The 19023-nt window shown below is 63.4% G+C and carries 12 protein-coding genes; all 12 read left to right on the forward strand.

Going from position 1 to position 19023, the window contains the following annotated elements; genetic code table 11:
* The first annotated feature begins 102 nt into the window (after nucleotides 1-102).
* A complete protein-coding gene (locus BLT98_RS26655) occupies nucleotides 103-1740 on the forward strand; it encodes a ShlB/FhaC/HecB family hemolysin secretion/activation protein (RefSeq protein ID WP_244517729.1) in 1638 nt (545 codons plus the stop codon).
* A gap of 56 nt (nucleotides 1741-1796) precedes the next feature.
* Nucleotides 1797-3578 carry a DUF2341 domain-containing protein gene (locus tag BLT98_RS26660; protein ID WP_092613153.1) on the forward strand — a complete coding sequence of 594 codons (1782 nt, stop codon included), beginning with the start codon at nucleotides 1797-1799 and terminating at the stop codon, nucleotides 3576-3578.
* 13 nt (nucleotides 3579-3591) lie between these two features.
* Complete coding sequence (locus BLT98_RS26665; protein WP_034753784.1) at nucleotides 3592-4002, forward strand: ExbD/TolR family protein; 411 nt, start codon at nucleotides 3592-3594, stop codon at nucleotides 4000-4002.
* A 10-nt stretch (nucleotides 4003-4012) separates the two neighbouring features.
* The gene (locus BLT98_RS26670) at nucleotides 4013-4729 is read left to right on the forward strand and encodes an energy transducer TonB family protein (RefSeq protein ID WP_225317135.1); all 717 of its coding nucleotides are present in this window, start codon (nucleotides 4013-4015) and stop codon (nucleotides 4727-4729) included.
* Between the two features lie 66 nt (nucleotides 4730-4795).
* Complete coding sequence (locus tag BLT98_RS26675) at nucleotides 4796-6505, forward strand: putative porin (RefSeq protein WP_244517731.1); 1710 nt, start codon at nucleotides 4796-4798, stop codon at nucleotides 6503-6505.
* A 6-nt stretch (nucleotides 6506-6511) separates the two neighbouring features.
* On the forward strand, nucleotides 6512-7207 hold the full coding sequence (locus BLT98_RS26680; RefSeq protein ID WP_092613159.1) for a hypothetical protein: 696 nt from the start codon (nucleotides 6512-6514) through the stop codon (nucleotides 7205-7207).
* Nucleotides 7208-7236: 29 nt separating this feature from the next.
* A complete protein-coding gene (locus BLT98_RS26685) occupies nucleotides 7237-7725 on the forward strand; it encodes a YbjN domain-containing protein (RefSeq protein ID WP_070280193.1) in 489 nt (162 codons plus the stop codon).
* A gap of 208 nt (nucleotides 7726-7933) precedes the next feature.
* Complete coding sequence (locus BLT98_RS26690; RefSeq protein ID WP_092613163.1) at nucleotides 7934-11038, forward strand: DEAD/DEAH box helicase; 3105 nt, start codon at nucleotides 7934-7936, stop codon at nucleotides 11036-11038.
* Nucleotides 11039-11087: 49 nt separating this feature from the next.
* Complete coding sequence (locus BLT98_RS26695; protein WP_092613166.1) at nucleotides 11088-12224, forward strand: PAS domain-containing sensor histidine kinase; 1137 nt, start codon at nucleotides 11088-11090, stop codon at nucleotides 12222-12224.
* A 137-nt stretch (nucleotides 12225-12361) separates the two neighbouring features.
* On the forward strand, nucleotides 12362-13042 hold the full coding sequence (locus tag BLT98_RS26700; RefSeq protein WP_034780956.1) for a response regulator transcription factor: 681 nt from the start codon (nucleotides 12362-12364) through the stop codon (nucleotides 13040-13042).
* A gap of 299 nt (nucleotides 13043-13341) precedes the next feature.
* Nucleotides 13342-14049, forward strand: a complete 708-nt coding sequence (locus BLT98_RS26705; protein ID WP_092613169.1) for a transposase — start codon at nucleotides 13342-13344, stop codon at nucleotides 14047-14049.
* Between the two features lie 194 nt (nucleotides 14050-14243).
* The gene (locus BLT98_RS26710; protein ID WP_034780954.1) at nucleotides 14244-18944 is read left to right on the forward strand and encodes a glutamate synthase-related protein; all 4701 of its coding nucleotides are present in this window, start codon (nucleotides 14244-14246) and stop codon (nucleotides 18942-18944) included.
* The last annotated feature ends 79 nt before the right edge of the window (nucleotides 18945-19023 follow it).

Here is a 19023-nt window from a genome sequence, read left to right on the forward strand (position 1 = left end):
GCGGCGGCTGTCTAGGCATCAGTAGATCAGCATTAGCAGAAAAAATACGCCGGCCCAGCGCCGCAACACAGGGCAACCGTTTGATTTTAAGGTGAATGGAAGATGCGTGAAATGACAACCAAGGGCAGGGACGTGCCGCCAGCGGCGCCTGCGACCGCCTTGACGATGCTGTGCCTGGCCATGCTGGCGCTGTCCGGCATGGCGCGCGCGCAGGACGCGGTCCCGGCGGCCGCTCCTGTGGCCGCACCGGAACGGCAAGTGACGATCGAGGAATATCTGGTGCGCGGCAATACCGTGCTCGATGCGCGTGCCATCGAAGAGGCGGTGACGCCCTTTCTGGGGCCGGGCCGCACCCTGAAGGACGTGGAAGGGGCGCGCGATGCCCTCGTTGCTGCCTATCAAGCGCGCGGCTACCAGTCCGTCTACGTGGACTTGCCGGAGCAGCAGGTGGAGCAGGGCGTGGTGGTGCTGCAGGTGAGCGAAACGAAGGTGGGGCGCTTGCGCGTGGTCGGTGCGCAATACAACTCGCCGCTCGACGTGCGCCAGCAAGTGCCGGCCCTGACGGAAGGCAAGGTGCCGGACTTTACCCAGGCGCAAGTGGAACTGACGGCCCTGAACCGCGGTCCCAAGCGCCAGGTGATGCCGCTGGTCAAGCAGGGCAGCCTGCCCGGCACCATGGACGTGGACTTGAAAGTGGACGACAGCAGCCCGTGGCGCGCCAGCATCGGCTTGAACAACGACTACAGCGCCGATACCAAGAAGCTGCGCAGCAGCATGTCGGTCGGTCACGACAACCTGTGGCAGATGGGACATAGCGCCACCATCAGCTTTTTCGGTACGCCGGGCGACCTGAACCAGACCAAGGTGTGGTCCGCCTCGTACGTGGCGCCGATCGGCACGCAGGGCTGGAGCGTGGAAGCGACCGGCTACCAGTCGAACAGCAATGTCGCCAGCACGGGCGGCACCAGCGTGCTGGGCAAGGGCCATGCGCTGGGCATGAAAGTCAACTACACGGTGCCCAACAGCGGCATCTGGTGGCACAGCTTTTCTGCCGGCATCGATTTCAAGGATAACCAGGAAGCGCTGACACTGAACGGCGCCGGTTCCAGCATTCCCTTGAAATACGTGCCGCTCAGCGTGGCCTACAACGGCTTCGCGCAGACGGACGCGGCGACGTATGGCCTGGGCCTGTCGCTGGTGGCCGGCACGCGCGCCGCGTTCGGCTATGGCAGCAACAGCGCCGCCTACGACAACAAGCGCTACAAGGCGTCGCCCAGCTTCCTCGTCCTGAAGGGCGACGCCAACGCCACCTACACCCTGGGCAGCGGCGCGCAGCTGCACGGGCGCATGTCGGGCCAGCTGGCCGATGCGGCGCTCGTGTCGGGCGAGCAGATGGCCGCCGGCGGCGCCAATTCCGTGCGCGGCTACCTGTCGGCCGAAGCGACGGGCGACTACGGCATTTCCGGCACCGTCGAATGGCGCACGCCCCAGCTGACGTATTTCAGCCGCCTGGAAAACTGGCGCCTGTTTGCCTTTGCCGATGGCGCGCGCTTGCGCCTGCGCGATCCGATGATCGAACAGAAAGACCTGTTCGGCCTGGCCTCCGTGGGCGTGGGCAGCAGCTTCCAGTTCCTGCGCTACCTGAATGGCCGCATCGATTTCGCTTACCCGCTGCGCGATGGCCCGCGCACGCACAAACACGTGCGCCGCATCAATTTCAACCTGTCGGCCAGCTACTGACGGGCCAGCTCACCAGCACTGCACTTTTTTAGACTTTTCTTCGGAGAATCACTGTCATGCAACGTTTTCTTTTTCTGCTCACGATCCTGGGCACGCTCGTTCCCGGCCTGGCGCATGCCTGGTGGCAGCCCGACTGGGCTTACCGCAAACCCGTCACCGTCGACGCCGGCCCGAAGGCGGGCGCCGTGGGCGGCGATCCCGGCCGCATTCCCGTGCTGCTGCGCTTGCATTCCGGTAACTTCAACTTCGAAGGCGTCAGCGACAACGGCGCCGACCTGCGCTTCGTGGCGGGCGACGACAAGACGGTGCTGAACCACCAGATCGAACAGTTCAACCCGCTGCTGGGCATCGCCCTGATCTGGGTCGACGTGCCGGCACTGACGGCGGGCACGCCGCAGCAGCTGTGGATGTACTACGGCAATCCGAAGGCGCCCGCTTCCGGCAATGGCCAGCGTACTTTCGACCCCGACTACAGCCTGGTGTACCACTTCACGGAGCCTGGCGTGCCTTCGCGCGACAGCACCGCCTACGGCAACCATGCCCAGACGGCAGTGCCGGCGCTGGACGGTTCCGTCATCGGCGCCGGCGCCCGCCTGGGCACGGCACCGCTGATGCTGCCTGCCTCGCCTTCGCTGGCGCTGGCCGCCGGCGCGCCCTTCACCTTTTCCGCCTGGGTGCGTCCCGACAACCTGGGCCCGCAGCAAGTGCTGTATGCGCGCCGCGATGGCGCCAATGAATTGCTGATCGGCGTCGACCAGGGCGTGCCTTTCGTGCAGGTGAATGGCCAGCGCAGCAAGCCCGGCCAACCGATCCAGGCCGCGCAATGGTCGCACCTGGCCGTGAAAGCCGATAAAGCCAACGTGGCCCTGTACGTGGGCGGCCGTCCGGCCGTCTCGCTGGCCACCGCGCTGCCAGCCTTTGCCACGGCCGCCTCGGTGGGCGCCGATGCGCCGCCTGCCGCCACCGGCGCCGCCACCCTAAACAACTTCACGGGCGCCATCGACGAGCTGCGCCTGTCGCGCACGGCCCGTCCCGACGCTCTGCTGCTGGCCGACGCCGTCTCGCAAGGTTCCGAATCGCGTCTGGCCGTGTTTGGCGCCGATGAACAGCAAGCGGGCAAAAGCCATTTTGGCTTCATCATCGCCGCCATGCCGCTCGACGCGTGGATCGTCGTCGGCGTGCTGGGCCTCATGATGGTCTTGTCGTGGATCATCATGATCGGCAAGGGCCGCAGCTATGGCGCCATCTCGCGCGCCAATGCGCAATTCATGCAGTCGTTCCACGAAGCGGCCGGCGCGCCGCTCGACCACCTGGCGCGCAACGGCAAGCTGAGCGCTTCCGTGAAGACGGATTCCTCGCTGTGGCGCCTGTATGACGTGGCCATCGACGAAATGCGCCGCCGCCATGACCGCGGCTACGACTTGAACGCCGTCTCGAACGCGACCATCGGCGCCATCCGCGCCGCCATGGATGGCGTGATGGTGCGCGAAAGCGAACGCATGTCGAAACGCATGATCTGGCTCTCGACCACCATCGAAGGCGCGCCATATGTCGGCCTGTTCGGCACCGTGATCGGCATCATGCTGGTGTTCGTCGTGGCGGCCATGGCCGGCGCCGTGGACATCAACTCGGTGGCGCCGGGCATGGCGGCAGCGCTGCTGTGTACGGCGGCCGGCCTGGGCGTGGCGATTCCCGCCCTGTTCGGCTACAACTGGCTGTCCTCGCGTTCGGACGCCATCGTTGCCGACATGGCCGTCTTCGTCGATGAGTTCGCCACGCGCCTGGCTGAAGAGCAGGGCGACGGACGCCAGATGCGTCCCGTGCTGCAACAGGCGTGAGGGGCGCATAACCATGGCCACCTCCGCCAAGTTTACCCCCCGCAAGCGTAGCGGCGGCATCAACATCACGCCCTTCGTCGACGTGCTGCTGGTGGTGCTGGTGATCTTCATCTTGACCAGCAACGCCAGCATTCCCGGCATCAAGGTCGACCTGCCCAAGGCCAGTTCGGCCATGGCGCTGGAAAAACCGAAGACCAAGGCCATCACCATCGACAACGCGGGCCAGGTCTTCCTCGATGCCTATCCCGTCACCTTGCCCGAGCTGGAAGAGCGCCTGCGCACGGAAAAGGCCCTGACGCCCGACTTCCCCGTGATCGTGCGCGGCGATGCCGCCGTGCAATACGCGAAAGTGGTCGAAGTGCTGGACTTGCTGCGCCGCATCGACCTGAACCAGGTGGGCCTGGTGACCGGCAAGCCGGCATGAGGAGCGCAAGGTGAAGCGTGACGACATGATGAAGATGGCCGCCTCGGAATCGTCGGGCGCGGCGCAGTGGTGGCGCCGCTGGGGCGGCGTGGCCGGTGGCGTGCTGCTGGCTGGCGCGCTGGCCGCGCTGGTCTGGTATTTGCTGTCGGACACGGCGGCCACCAAGCGCGAAGTGGCGGCGCCGCCGATGCTGATGTTGCCGCCCCCGCCCCCGCCGCCGCCGGAACCGGAAAAACTGCCGGAACCGACGCCGGACAAGGTGGTGCCGGAAGTATCGGAGCCGGAACCGACGCCGGCCGACAAGCCCATGGATGACGCGCCGGAAAGCCCGTCGCCGGACAAGGGCGACCCTGTCACCATCGACGGCGCGGCGCAGGCCGGCAGCGATGCCTTCGGCATCCAGGCCGGGCGCGGTGGCGGCATGACGGGCGGCGGCGGTGGCGGCGGCCTCGGCGCTGGATCGTATGGCCGCTATGTGGCCAACGCGCTGCAGCTGGCCTTTGCCCGCGACCCGCGCACACGCCAGCTGGCGTTTGCCGACATCCGCGTCGACCTGTGGCTCGATACGGAAGGCAAGACGACAAAGGTGCAGCTGGTGCAAGGCACGGGCAATGCGCAGACGGATGAGCAAGTGCTGGCCATGGTGCGCGACTTCCGCGCCGATGAGCGGCCACCGGCATCCCTGCGTTTCCCGGCCCGCGTATCCATTAAAGGTCGGCGCCCGTAAGCGCATGAACTAATTCCTCATTTACCGAAAGAAGCGATGAATTCCTTATTTTCTCCCTCACAGCGCATGCGCCGCCTTCCGCTGGCGCTGGCTGCCCTGGCCCTGAGCGTGGCGGCAGGCGCAGCACAAGCCCAGTCCGCGGCACCGGCCGACAGCACCATGGTCAAACTGATCCGCGGCCTGATCCAGAGCGGCGCCCTGAACAAGAATGCCGGCGAAGCGCTGCTGGCGCAGGCGCAGAGCGAAGCGCTGGCCGCCGCGCAAGCCCGCCCTGCCGCCGCACCGGCGGCCCTGGCGCAGGTACAGGCGGGCGACGTGCGCGTGCCGTATATTTCGCAAACCGTGCGCGAGCAGATCCGCGACGAGATCAAGGGGCAAGTGCTGGCCGAAGCGAAGGCGGGCGGCTGGGCGGCGCCGAATGAAACGCCGGCCTGGACCAAGCGCATCCGCCTGGAAGGCGATGTGCGCGCGCGCTACGAATCGCGCTATTACGACATGGCCAACAGCAATATCGAGATCGATTGGCGCTCGCTCAACAGCGGCAGCGGCTACGACGTCAATTCGAATACCAACCTGGCCCTGCCAGCGCTGCTGAACACGCGCGAAGACCGCAAGCACTTGCTGCGCGCCCGCGCCCGCCTGGGCATCCTGGCCGGCATTTCCGACAGCACGCAAGCAGGCATCCGCCTGGCCAGCGGCAATGACGACAGCCCCGTGTCCACCACGCAAACCCTCGGTGGAGGCCTGGGCAAGAAAAACATCTGGCTGGACCAGGCCTGGCTGTCCTACCAGCCCGCTTCCTGGCTGAAACTGACGGCGGGCCGCTTCGACAATCCGTTCGTTTCCGGCGACGAACTGTTTTCCAGCGAGCTCAATTTCGACGGCATCGCCGCCAAGGTGCAGCAACCCCTCGGCGACAGCAAGGACGTCACCGTCTTCGGTACCCTGGGCCTGATTCCGCTCGAGTATTCATCCGACAATGCGCCTAGCCGCAGCCAGGCAAAAATGTCCAGCGAAAACAAGTGGCTGCTGGGCGCGCAAGTGGGCGCGTCGTGGAAGATCAATAGCGACCATCAGTTGCGCGGCGCGCTGGCTTACTACAACTTCCGCAATATCAGCGGCGAGTATTCGCAGCCGTGCGCCCTGTACGCGGGCGCCGATGGCTGCAACACGGACTGGTCGCGTCCATCGAGCATGCAAAAAGGCAATAGCTTGATGCTGCTGCGCAATATTGCCCTGAACCCGCTGGACCCGGCAAATACGCCGCAGCCGCAATTCGTGGGCCTGGCCTCGAAATTCCGCCTGGCCAATCTGAATGCGCGCTGGGATAGCAAGGTTGCCGGCGGCACGGACTTGCGCATCGAAGGCGATTATGTGCGCAACATGGCTTACGACAAGAACGAAATGTGGGCGCGCGCCAAGGGCGGCATCATGAACAACTTCGGCGGCACGGGCGGCGTCTCGCAAGCCGATTTCCGGAGCGGCGGCAATGCCTACATGCTGCAGGCGACCTTGGGCAAGGCCAGCCCGGCGGCGCGCGGCGACTGGAACGTTTTGCTCGGCTACAAGCGCATCGAACCGGATGCCTTGCCTGACGCCTACAACGATTCCACCTTCCACCTGGGCGGCACGAATGCGCGCGGCTACTACCTGGGCGGCGCGTATGCGCTCGACAAGAATACCTGGCTGAACGGCCGCTGGACGTCGAGTCGCGAAGTGTTCGGTTCGGCGCTGTCGATCGACACCCTGCAAATCGAATTGAACGCGCGTTTTTAAGGAGCCATGATGTTGATATCCAACAAAATGCGCCTGCCTTTACTGCTGCTGAGTTTGCTGGCCGCCAGCACGGCCCAGGCGCAGAAGGGGCAGAGCATGGAAGAGCGCTTGCGGGCCGAGTTGCGCAATGTCACGGCGCAATTGCAGCAGACGCGCGGCGAGCTGGAATTGCTCAAAGCCAAGGGCGTGCCTGCCGCCAAGGCGGCGCCGGCTGCCGCCGCGCCCGCCAGCGATGGCTTGAAAAAGGAGCTGGCACGCAGCCAGTCGCAACTGGCGCAGGAGCGCGCGCAGCGGGAAAAACTGGGCGAGCAGCAACAGCGCAGCGCCGCCGCCGCGCAAGAGGCAAGCGCCAGCCTGGCGCAGTACCGCCAGGCCAGCGAACAGCTGGCCGCCACGGGCAAGCAGAGCGAAGCGGAGCGTGCGCGTCTCGACGGCGAAGTGACGGCCCAGCGGGGCGCCCTGGCGCGCTGCGAAAGCAAGAATGCCCAGCTGTATGCGGCCGGACAGGAAATCCTGCAAGCGTATGAAGGACTCGACGTGCTGGACGTCATGAAGGCGCGCCAGCCGTTCGCCGCGCAAAGCAGAGTGAAACTTGAGCAAATCGCGCAGCAGTACGGCGACCAGCTATACCAGGGCCGCTTTGATGCGCGTCAAACCGAAGCGGCAGCAACGCCGGCCGCGCCCGCGCCGGCTCCCCAGTAATTTTACTTTTTGAAATGAATGGAATGACGATGGAAAACACGAATAGCTTGCTGACCACCCTGAATGCGGAACAAACGGCCGAGGCCATCAAGGCGGCCGGCTGCGCCGTCACCAGCATCGAACACGACGGTGTCGTGCGCCTGCATAGCGCCAGCCATGGCATCGGCTTTCAGGTGCTGTGGGGCAATGAAGCATCGCCTGGCCAGTATGCGGACCTGACCCTGAGCTGCCCGCTGCGCGTGCAGGGCGGCGACTTGCCGGCCGGCTTGCTGGCCGAATGGCACCGCAGCAAGCGTTTTGCCCGCGTGGCCCAGCATGGCGATTTCGTCGTGCTGGAAATGGATGTACTGGTCGCCGGCGGCGTCAGCCGCGAGTACCTGAATATCAATCTGCAACTGTGGACGCAGATGATGGGCCAGTTCTTCTTGTTTTTGCGCAACTTTACGCCGGCCGATACGAGCACCGCACCGTTAGTCGAAGCCGTCAACGTGGCAGAAGAAGAAACTGTGCCGGCCTGACAAGCGGGCCAATGGCAGCAAAAAAGGCCCATGACGGGCCTTTTTTGCCATCTGCGGGTCCCAAGTGTCGTATTAAATACTTATTTTTTAGGCATCGCGCATTAAAACTGCTCAAAGAGCGTGTGTGAATCAAGCCAGCAACGGCTGTATGGCGGATAATATTGCCTGTTGCCGATTTGGATACGACCTTTACACAAAAATGCGCCCCATGGATTTTACCCGCGACGAAACCAGTGAAACCCCAGTTGCCCCGGCCAGTGCGCCGGGAGCGCCTTTACCGTATGCCGTCGCCACCTGGCTGCAGCGGGTGGAGGCTGCCGCCCATCCGAAGGCCGTGCTGACCATTGCCGAGCCTGATCCCAAACTCAACCAGCACCGGCTGATCTACGTGCTGGCGCCCACCAGCGGTGGCCGCCACGTGGCCCTGTGCCTGTACAAGGCGCGGCTGCGGCCGAATGGCGACGTGGCGGCGGCTTCTCCCATCAGCGAAATCTTTTCCCTGCTATCGGCGCCGCCCACGTTTCTGACGCCAGCCGACGAAGACCTCGTGCGTTTCTTCGTGGCCATGCGCAGCGGGCAGAATTCGCAGACGGGTAGCGCCACGGAGCCGAAGGGCAAGGTGGGCGCGGCCCTGCTGAAAATGCTGGCCGAGCAGGATAAATTGTTGTGGGCCAATTCCTGGGCCGACGTGGGCAATGGCCTCGTGTATCCGCTGAAGGAAGGTCCCGTGCGTCCCGCGCGCCTGTTCTGGCGCGACGAAGGCAAGACCATGCGCCTGGGCTGGCAAGTGGACCCGCCGGAAGGCGCGAAACACCACGGCGCAGACCAGATCGACTACATGCTGCCCACCGATCCGCCGTGGTACATCGACAACCTGTCGTGCGGCGTGCTGGAATTGAACCAGGGCGGCTCCGACATTTCCCTGGCCGACTTGCAGGCGCTGGTGGCGCAGGCGCCGCCGTTGAACGCGAGCGACAAGGTGCGCGTGTCGCAATTGTTGCTGGCGCAGGGCTTGCAGCATTTGATGCCGCTGCCGCAGCCGTTGCCGCAGCGCTTGCGCAAGGACGTGCCGGCGCAGCCGGTCTTGCTGCTCGACAGCGCCATGCTGGCCGATGGCAGCGCGCAGCGCTGGAGTGACTTCGCCGTGCTGTCCTACGACTACGATGGCGAGCGCGTCGCGTTCGACCCGTCGCAGCGCGTGGTGCGGCAAGTGGGCGACGTGACGGAAATTATCCAGAGAAATACGGTCGATGAAGCGCGCGCGCTGGCGACGTTGGCCGAGCTGCAATTCAAGAAGCCGGGCTCCGCCCCCTTGAGCGGCTTGAAGGGGGCCTTGCAACTGCCTTCCCAGGCGGAATGGCTGCGTTTTGCCGAGTCCGGCATCGACGCCTTGCGCAAACAGGGCTGGATCGTGGAAAAGACGGCCAAGTACCGCTACGACGTGAGCGACGTGGGCGACTGGTATGCGGAGATCGACGACCAGGACCCGGACAGCGGCAACGCCTGGTTCGAGCTGGAACTGGGCATCGTCGTCAACCACGAGCGCGTGCCGCTGCTGCCCGTGCTGGTGCAGCTGATCCGCAACGCGCCCAACGATTTCAACCCGAAAGTCATCGAAGCGCATGCGGACGATGACCAGATGCTGGCGACCTTGCAGGACGGTACGCGCGTGGCCCTGCCGTGGGGCCGTGTGCGCCCCATCCTGAACACGCTGGGCGAACTGTATTTCAGCGACAAGATCAAGCATGCCGTGCGCATGTCGACCCTGGATGCGGCGCGCCTGGAAGAGCTGGCGCGCGGCCTGGACATGCAATGGACGGGCGGCGAGCAGCTGCGCGCCATGGGCCGCAAGCTGAGCCAGTTCGGTTCCGTGCAAAAAGTGGCGGCCCCAGCCGGCTTGCAGGCGACCCTGCGCGATTACCAGGCCGATGGTCTGGCGTGGATGCAATTCCTGCGCGACCATGACCTGGCGGGGATTCTGGCCGATGACATGGGCTTAGGTAAAACTGTGCAGACCCTGGCGCATATCTTGGTGGAAAAGGAAGCGGGCCGTTTGACGCATCCGGCCCTGGTGATTGCACCGACGAGTCTGATGGGCAACTGGCAGGACGAGGCGGCAAAATTTGCGCCCAGCCTGAAAGTGCTGCTGCTGCAAGGCAAGGACCGCGCCCAGCAATTCGACCAGATCGACCAATGCGACCTGGTGCTGACCACCTATGCCCTGTTGCCGCGCGATGAGGAAACCCTGCGCGAGCACGATTTCCATCTGGTCATTCTCGACGAATCGCACTACATCAAGAATACGCGCAGCAAGGCGGCGCAAAGCGCGGGCCTGTTGCGCGCGCGCCACCGCCTGTGCCTGTCCGGCACGCCGCTGGAAAATCACCTGGGCGAGCTGTGGTCGCAATTCCACTTCCTGCTGCCGGGCTTGCTGGGCGACGAGAAGACCTTCAATACGCAATTCCGCCATCCGATCGAGCGCCAGGACGACCCGCTGCGCCGCATGCTCCTGAACCGCCGCATCAAGCCTTTCCTGCTGCGCCGCACGAAGGACAATGTGGCCAAAGAGCTCCCGCCGAAGACGGAAATGGTGCGCAAGGTGGAATTGACGGGCCCGCAGCGCGACCTGTATGAAACCGTGCGTCTGGCGATGGATCAAAAGGTGCGCGAAGAAATCGACAAGAAGGGCGTGGCGCGCAGCCAGATCGTCATCCTCGAAGCGCTGCTGAAACTGCGGCAAGTGTGCTGCGATCCGCGCCTGGTGAAATCCTTGCCGGCGAAGAAGCAGTCGGCCGGCTCGGCCAAGCTGCTCGACCTGATGCAGATGGTGGAAGACTTGCTCGACGAAGGGCGCAAGATCCTCGTCTTCTCGCAATTTACCAGCATGCTGGAATTGATCGAGGAAGAATTGGAATCGCGCGACATTCCCTACGCCTTGCTGACAGGCGAAACGAAGGACCGGGGCGCGCAAGTGGCGGCTTTCCAGCAGGGCGCCGTGCCGATCTTCCTGATCAGCCTGAAAGCGGGCGGCGTCGGCTTGAACCTGACGGCGGCCGACACGGTCATCCACTACGATCCGTGGTGGAACCCGGCGGCGGAAAACCAGGCCACGGACCGCGCCTGGCGCATCGGCCAGGACAAGCCCGTGTTCGTCTACAAGCTGATCGCGAAGGGCACGCTGGAAGAAAAAATCCAGCTGCTGCAGCAAAAGAAATCGGAGCTGGCGCAGTCGATCCTGGCCGAAGGCGAATCGCAGAAGATGGCCCTCACGCAGGAAGACTTGCAGCAGATTTTCGCCCCGCTGGAAGATTAACGCTGCCGCACGCTTATACTTGGCGATTCTTTCTTGCCAGGTATAACGCATGCTGCCCTTCCTGCCCTTGCTCGTATTGCTGCTGGCCGGCGCCATCCTCATGGCGCTGCGCTTCGTCCAGTTGCGTCGCGCCCTGCTGCGCGCGCGGGCAGGCGAAGCGCAGTTCCGCCTATTGGCCGAGCACGGGCGCGACGCGGCCTTCCTGCTCGACGCCACGACCCTGGAATTGCTCTACATCAGCCCGGCCGCGCAACGCCTGACGGGCCACGACTTGCCTGCCTTGCGCGCGCACGCGGCGCAGCTGGCGGCGGACGTGCCGGCCCGGCTGCAGCGCTGGCGCGACGGCGACGCCAGCCGCCTGACCCTGTTGCGCGAAGTGGAAATGCCGCACGCCGACGGCCACCAGCTGGCCCTGGAAATCCATTCCACCATCGTGCCTGCGGCGGCGGGGCGGGGCGTGACCTTGGCGGGCACGGTGCGCGACGTCAGCGCCGTCCAGGCGCAGGAAGCCGAGCGGGAAAAGGAGCAGAAGCGCTTTGCCTCGATGCTGTCGCATGAATTTCGCACCCCGCTGGCCACGATTGACGGCGCCATCCAGCGCCTCGTCTCGACGTCCACCGAGGCGGACGAGGCCACGCGCAAGCGCTACGTGAAAATCCAGACGGCCGTCGACCGTTTGTTGTCCATGATCGACGACTATCTCTCACCTGAACGCATGGCGGCCATCGGCCGCGAGCGGGCCGCCGACGGCATCGCGCCGCTTGCCCTGCTGCAGCAGGCGGCCGCCACCGTGCCGGCCAGCCACCGCGTACAGCTGGAACTGGACGAGGACTTGCCGGCCAGGCTGCGCTGCGACGTGCCCGGCATGGCGCTGTGCCTGAAAATCCTGCTCGACAACGCCGTCAAGTTCAGCCCGCCTGGCAGCGTCATCACCGTGTCGGCCAAGCTGGTGCCCGAGGGCGGCGTGGCCCTGTGCGTGCGCGATGCGGGGCCTGGCTTGCGGGAAGACGAACTGGCGCAGTTGTTCGAAAAAGGAAGCCGTGGAACCTATGCCACGCATCCGGGCGCGGGGCTGGGCCTGTACATGGCGCGCGCCGTGGTGGACGTGCATGGCGGGAGTTTGCAGGGGCATAATCTGCCCGAAGGCGGGGCACTTTTCCGCATTTGGCTGCCGCTTCCTGTCTAGACAAGGAAAAGCCTTGCTTCCGCTGAAGGCAACCGTGATAATTCCTTGACGTAAACCTATTGTGCCGTCCATCATGGTGTAGAAGTGAATGGCATGGTTTGCCCACGGTAGCTCACTAACGGAAGAATGGCGTTGCAATGACGAAAATACTGATCGTCGAAGACAATCTGGACTACGCCGAAGATATGGCGGAGTTTCTCGTTGAGCTCGAACACGAAGTTCATATCACCAGCTCCGCTGGCGGGATGTGGACGGCGTTGAGCCATGGTAATGTTGGCGTGGTGGTACTGGACCTGGGCTTGCCCGATGAGGACGGCTTCAACGTCATTCCCCGCATGCGCCAGCTGTATCCGCAAATTGGCGTGCTGGTCCTGACGGGGCGTGTCGCTTTCGACAGCCGCATCCTGGGCTTGCGCCTGGGCGCCGACCACTATCTGACCAAGCCGATCAAATTCCCCGAACTGGCCGCCCACATCGAAGCGCTCGACCGCCGCGTCGGCCCGCAAGATCCCGTGCCCGAGCCGGGCAAGTGGACCTTGAAGGTAAGCGCGCGCCAACTTGAGCTGATGGGTTCAGTCATCGCCCTGACGGAAAAAGAATTCAACTTCCTGCACCTGTTGACCATCAACACCCGCCCCGTGCCGCGCGACGTCATCGTGGCCGGCATGGGCGGCGAAGATCCCGATGCGGGCCGCCGGGTCGACATGCTCGTGTACCGCCTGCGCAAGAAAGCCAAGACGGGCCTGGGCCAGGACTTGCCGCTGCGCAGCGCGTATGGCGAAGGCTACAGCCTGTCAGCCAGTTTCAATTTGTCCTGACCAGCGGAGGCGGTCCGGATGAAATGGCGTGTTCTGCTTGGGCTGCTGTTGATCGTTGGCTTGTCCTGTGCGGTCCTGTTGCTGCGTCAGGAATGGAAAATCGACAGCTGTCTCGACAAGGGCGGCCGCTGGAATTACCCACAGGCTGTTTGCGAAGGCGCATGAACGCCCTGTCGCGAAATTAAGGGACAGAGTCAATCGCCTTTTCCAGCATTTCAAATAAAACAGGGTCAGAGTCGCGCCTTGCGCGCACAAGTGTGTAAAATCAAGGTCTTAGCCTTCTTTTTACCGATTCTGCCATGGCCCGCTTGCCCCGCCTCATCATTCCAGCACTGCCCCATTACGTGATCCAGCGCGGCAGCAACCGCCAGCCCGTGTTCCAGGATGCGGCCGACTACGCGCAATTTTTGTCCTGGCTGAAAACGGGCGCAAAAATGTTCAAGGTGGCCATCCATGCCTACGTTTTATTGCCTGATCAGCTACATTTGCTGGCCACGCCCAGCGATGCGACGGGTCTGGGGCAGCTGATGCAGTGGCTGGGACGCTATTACGTCCCGTATTTCAACCAGAAATACGGCCGCGAGGGGGCACTGTGGCAGGGACGCTACAAAACTTCCGTCATCGATCCCGACAATTTCTTCCTCACTTGCTGCCGCTACCTCGAATGCGTACCCGTGCAAACGGGTTTGGCGGGCCAGGCGCTGGACTATAGCTGGTCCAGCTATGCCCACCATGCGGGCGTGCGTCCCGATCCCGTGATCACCGACCATGCGCTGTACTGGGCGCTCGGCAATACGCCGTTCGACCGTGAAGCGGCCTATCTGCGCCTGTTCGAGCAAGGCCTGGGCCGCAGCCAGGTCAAGGTGGTGGAAGAGGCTGTATTGAAGGGCTGGCCGCTGGGTTCCGACGCTTTCAAGCAGGCGCTGGAGCACAAAATGCAGCGGCAAGTGCTGCCGGCCAAGCGGGGCCGTCCCCGTAAAATCGTGGTCGAAGTGGGCGCCAATTGAAAAGCATTCGCATTTAAAACAAAAAATGGTTTCTTTCTCACGTTTTATTGAAATTGCTTTGACTGTGTCCCTATTAAATTTTTAGAGCGACGGAATCAAATTTAATCTGACTCCGACCCTAATTTTTCTGGTTGAGTTTTTTGTTGCGTTGCACTACTCTAGTTTTTCGATAGTCATATGCAGCGGAGAAGCCCATGAAAGCGCAAGGCCTGTACGACCCAGCCAATGAACACGATGCCTGCGGCGTCGGTTTCGTCGCCCATATCAAGGGCAACAAGACCCATTCGATCGTCGAACAGGGTTTGCTGATTCTGAAAAACCTCGATCACCGGGGCGCCGTGGGCGCCGATGCGCTGATGGGCGATGGCGCCGGCATCCTGATCCAGATTCCCGACCAGTACTACCGCGAAGAAATGGCCAAGCAGGGCGTGGAATTGCCGCCGCCTGGCGAATACGGCGTGGGCATGGTCTTCTTGCCGAAGGAACATGCGTCGCGCATCGCGTGCGAACAGGAAATCGAACGCGCCGTGCGCATCGAGGGACAAGTCGTGTTGGGCTGGCGCAACGTGCCCATCGATACGGACATGCCGATGTCGCCCACCGTGCGCGCCAAGGAACCGGTCATCCGCCAGATTTTCATCGGCCGCGGCCCGGACATCATGGTCACCGACGCGCTCGAGCGCAAACTGTATGTGATCCGCAAATCGTCGGGCCACGCCATCCAGGCCTTGAAACTGCTGCACGGCAAGGAATTCTTCGTGCCGTCGATGTCGGCGCGCACCATTGTGTATAAGGGCTTGCTGCTGGCCGACCAGGTGGGCGTGTATTACAAGGACTTGCAGGATGCGCGCTGCATCTCGGCCCTGGCCCTCGTGCACCAGCGTTTCTCGACGAATACTTTCCCCGAATGGCCGCTGGCCCACCCGTACCGTCTGATCGCGCATAACGGCGAGATCAACACCGTCAAGGGCAACTTCAACTGGATGCGCGCGCGCGAAGGCGTGATGAAGTCGGCCGTGCTGGGCGACGACCTGCAAAAACTGTTCCCCCTGATCTATGAAGGCCAGTCCGACACGGCGTGCTTCGACAATGCGCTGGAACTGCTGTTGATGGCCGGCTACCCGATCGCCCAGGCGATGATGATGATGATTCCGGAAGCGTGGGAAAACCACACGACGATGGACGACAATCGCCGCGCCTTCTATGAATACCACGCGGCCATGATGGAACCGTGGGACGGCCCCGCCGCCATGGCGTTCACGGATGGCCGCCATATCGGCGGCACCCTGGACCGCAACGGCTTGCGTCCGGCCCGCTACATCGTCACGGACGACGACCTGGTGGTGATGGCGTCGGAATCGGGCGTGCTGCCGATTCCCGAGTCGAAGATCATCCAGAAATGGCGCTTGCAGCCTGGGAAAATGTTCCTGATCGACCTGGAAGCGGGCCGCATCATCGACGACCAGGAATTGAAAAACACCTATGCCAATGCCAAGCCATATAAAGCGTGGATCAACTCGGTGCGTATCAAGCTCGACGAGATCAAGCTGGCCGAAGGACAAGCCAAGCTGGACCGCGCCCAGGGCGAAAAAGAGCAGCCATCGTTGCTGGACCGTCAGCAGGCGTTCGGCTATACGCAGGAAGACTTGAAATTCCTCATGGCGCCTATGGCCGTGGCCGGCGAAGAGGCGACGGGCTCGATGGGCAATGATTCGCCGCTGGCCGTCATGTCGAACAAGCTCAAACCGCTGTATAACTACTTCAAGCAGTTGTTCGCGCAAGTGACGAATCCGCCGATCGACCCGATCCGCGAAGCGATGGTGATGTCGCTCGTGTCCTTCATCGGCCCGAAACCGAACTTGCTCGATACGAACAACGTCAACCCGCCGATGCGTCTGGAAGTGGCGCAGCCCGTGCTGGGCTTTGACGACATGGCCCGTTTGCGCAACATCAGCGCTCACACGGGCGGCAAGTTCAAGTCGTACGAGCTGGACATCTGCTACCCGCTGGCCTGGGGCAAGGAAGGCGTGGAAGCGTGCCTGGCCTCGCTGTGCGCGGAAGCCGTCGACGCCGTCAAGTCGGGCCATAACATTTTGATCGTCTCGGACCGCGCCATTTGCGCCGACCAGGTGGCGATCCCCGCGCTGCTGGCCACCTCCACCGTGCATCAGCACCTGGTGAGCAAGGGCTTGCGCGCGTCCACCGGCCTCGTCGTGGAAACGGGCTCGGCCCGCGAAACGCACCACTTCGCTTTGCTGGCCGGCTACGGCGCGGAAGCCGTCCACCCATATCTGGCCATGGAAACCCTGGTCGAGATGGCGCATGGCTTGCCAGGCGACTTGTCCGGCGACAAGGCTATCTACAACTACACCAAGGCGGTGGGCAAAGGCTTGATGAAGGTCATGTCGAAGATGGGCATTTCGACGTACATGTCGTACTGCGGCGCGCAAATCTTCGAAGCCATCGGCCTGAACAAATCGCTGGTGGACAAATACTTCAAGGGCACGGCGTCGAACGTGGAAGGCATCGGCGTGTTTGAAGTGGCGGAAGAAGCGCTGCGCCTGCACGCGCTGGCCTTCGGCAACGATCCCGTGCTGGCCGACAAGCTCGACGCGGGTGGCGAATACGCCTTCCGCGTGCGCGGCGAAGACCACATGTGGACGCCGGACGCGATTGCCAAGCTGCAGCATTCCACGCGCAGCAACAATTTCTCCAGCTATAAAGAGTACGCGCAAATCATCAACGACCAGAGCCGTCGCCACCTGACCCTGCGCGGCCTGTTCGAGTTCAAGCTCGACCCGACCAAGGCCATCCCGCTCGATGAAGTGGAACCGGCCAAGGAAATCGTCAAGCGCTTTGCCACGGGCGCCATGTCGCTCGGCTCGATCAGCACGGAAGCGCACGCCACGCTGGCCGTGGCCATGAACCGCATCGGCGGCAAGTCGAACACGGGCGAGGGCGGCGAAGATCCGAACCGCTACACGCAGGAATTGAAGGGCATCCCGATTCGCCAGGGCGACACCATGGCTTCCGTCGTGGGCGCCGAGCAGATCGTCGTCGACATTCCGCTGCAGGAAGGCGATTCCATGCGTTCGCGCATCAAGCAAGTGGCGTCGGGACGTTTCGGCGTCACGGCCGCCTACCTGAATTCGGCCGACCAGATCCAGATCAAGATGGCGCAGGGCGCGAAACCGGGCGAAGGCGGCCAGTTGCCGGGCCATAAAGTGTCGGAATACATCGCCAGCCTGCGCTTTTCCGTGCCGGGCGTGGGCTTGATTTCGCCGCCGCCGCACCACGACATCTATTCGATCGAGGATCTGGCGCAGCTGATCCATGACTTGAAGAACGCCAATCCGCGCGCTTCGATCTCCGTGAAGCTGGTGTCGGAAGTGGGCATCGGCACGGTGGCTGCCGGCGTCACGAAGGCGAAAGCCGACCATGTGGTCGTCGCCGGCCATGACGGCGGCACGGGCGCTTCGCCATTGTCGTCCGTGAAACATGCGGGCACGCCGTGGGAGCTGGGTCTGGCAGAAACGCAACAAACGCTGGTGCTGAACGGCTTGCGCAGCCGCATCCGCGTGCAGGCCGACGGCCAGATGAAGACGGGCCGCGACGTGGTCATCGCCGCCCTGCTGGGCGCCGACGAGATCGGCTTCGCCACGGCGCCGCTGGTGGTCGAGGGCTGCATCATGATGCGCAAATGCCACTTGAATACCTGCCCGGTAGGCGTTGCCACGCAAGATCCTGTGCTGCGCGCCAAGTTCTCGGGCAAACCCGAGTATGTCGTCAATTACTTCTTCTTCGTTGCCGAAGAAGCCCGTCAACTGATGGCGCAGCTGGGCATCCGCACGTATGACGAACTGATCGGCCGCGTGGACTTGCTGGACAAGTCGAAGGCGATTTCGCACTGGAAGGCGCAGGGCCTGGACTTCTCGGCCATCTTCCACAAACCGGAAACGCCGGATGGCCAAGCTTGTCGCCACGTGGAGTTCCAGGACCATGCGCTGGAAAAGGCGCTGGACCACAAGCTGATCGCGCAAGCGCGCGCGGCGCTGGAGAAGGGCGAGCGCGTCTCCTTCATCTCGCCCGTGCGCAACCTGAACCGCACGGTGGGTACCATGCTGTCCGGCGAAGTGGCGAAGAAATACGGCCATGCCGGCTTGCCGGACGACACCATCCACATCCAGCTGCAAGGCACGGCGGGCCAGTCGGCCTGCGCCTTCCTGGCGCACGGCATCACCATCGACCTGGTGGGCGAGGGCAACGATTACGTGGGCAAGGGCCTGTCGGGCGGGCGCATCATCGTGCGGCCGAATACGGAATTCCGTGGCTGGGCCGTGGATAACATCATCATCGGCAACACGGTGCTGTACGGCGCCATCGCCGGCGAAGCTTTCTTCAATGGCGTGGCGGGCGAACGCTTTGCCGTGCGCAACTCGGGCGCCACCACGGTGGTCGAGGGCCTGGGCGACCATGGCTGCGAATACATGACGGGCGGCACGGTGGTGGTCCTGGGCAACACGGGGCGCAACTTCGCGGCCGGCATGTCGGGCGGCATCGCCTATGTGTATGACCCGGCCGGCGACTTTGCCAGCAAGTGCAACACGGCCATGGTCAGCCTGGACAAGGTCGTGTCCGCAGCGGAACAGCACCTCGATCGCGATGCCTGGCATACGCAGCACCGCGACGGCGTGCCGGAAGCCGACGAGGTCATCCTCAAGCGCCTGATCGAGCGTCACTTCAAGCACACGGGCAGCACCCGCGCCCGTGTCCTGCTGGACGACTGGGCTGCGGCGCGCGGCAAGTTCGTGAAAGTCTTCCCGAACGAATACAAGCGCGCGCTGATTGAAATGGCTGCCGATGCCGCCATGGAAGTCCAAGCCGTCGCCGCCTGAGCCAGCCAAGATCAATCGCATAGAGCAATGACAGGGAGCGGCCAAGCCGCTCCCAGCCAGCAAATACAAAGGAAACATC

The sequence above is a fragment of the Janthinobacterium sp. YR213 genome (assembly GCF_900099875.1).
Lineage (GTDB): Bacteria > Pseudomonadota > Gammaproteobacteria > Burkholderiales > Burkholderiaceae_D > Janthinobacterium > Janthinobacterium lividum.

Coding starts and splice junctions, on each gene's coding strand:
- BLT98_RS26705 (WP_092613169.1), top strand. CDS start 13,342: ATGGCCCGCTTGCCCCGCCTCATCATTCCAGCACTGCCCCATTACGTG.
- BLT98_RS26655 (WP_244517729.1), top strand. CDS start 103: ATGCGTGAAATGACAACCAAGGGCAGGGACGTGCCGCCAGCGGCGCCT.
- BLT98_RS26675 (WP_244517731.1), top strand. CDS start 4,796: ATGCGCCGCCTTCCGCTGGCGCTGGCTGCCCTGGCCCTGAGCGTGGCG.
- BLT98_RS26710 (WP_034780954.1), top strand. CDS start 14,244: ATGAAAGCGCAAGGCCTGTACGACCCAGCCAATGAACACGATGCCTGC.
- BLT98_RS26665 (WP_034753784.1), top strand. CDS start 3,592: ATGGCCACCTCCGCCAAGTTTACCCCCCGCAAGCGTAGCGGCGGCATC.
- BLT98_RS26660 (WP_092613153.1), top strand. CDS start 1,797: ATGCAACGTTTTCTTTTTCTGCTCACGATCCTGGGCACGCTCGTTCCC.
- BLT98_RS26685 (WP_070280193.1), top strand. CDS start 7,237: ATGGAAAACACGAATAGCTTGCTGACCACCCTGAATGCGGAACAAACG.
- BLT98_RS26695 (WP_092613166.1), top strand. CDS start 11,088: ATGCTGCCCTTCCTGCCCTTGCTCGTATTGCTGCTGGCCGGCGCCATC.
- BLT98_RS26690 (WP_092613163.1), top strand. CDS start 7,934: ATGGATTTTACCCGCGACGAAACCAGTGAAACCCCAGTTGCCCCGGCC.
- BLT98_RS26700 (WP_034780956.1), top strand. CDS start 12,362: ATGACGAAAATACTGATCGTCGAAGACAATCTGGACTACGCCGAAGAT.
- BLT98_RS26680 (WP_092613159.1), top strand. CDS start 6,512: ATGATGTTGATATCCAACAAAATGCGCCTGCCTTTACTGCTGCTGAGT.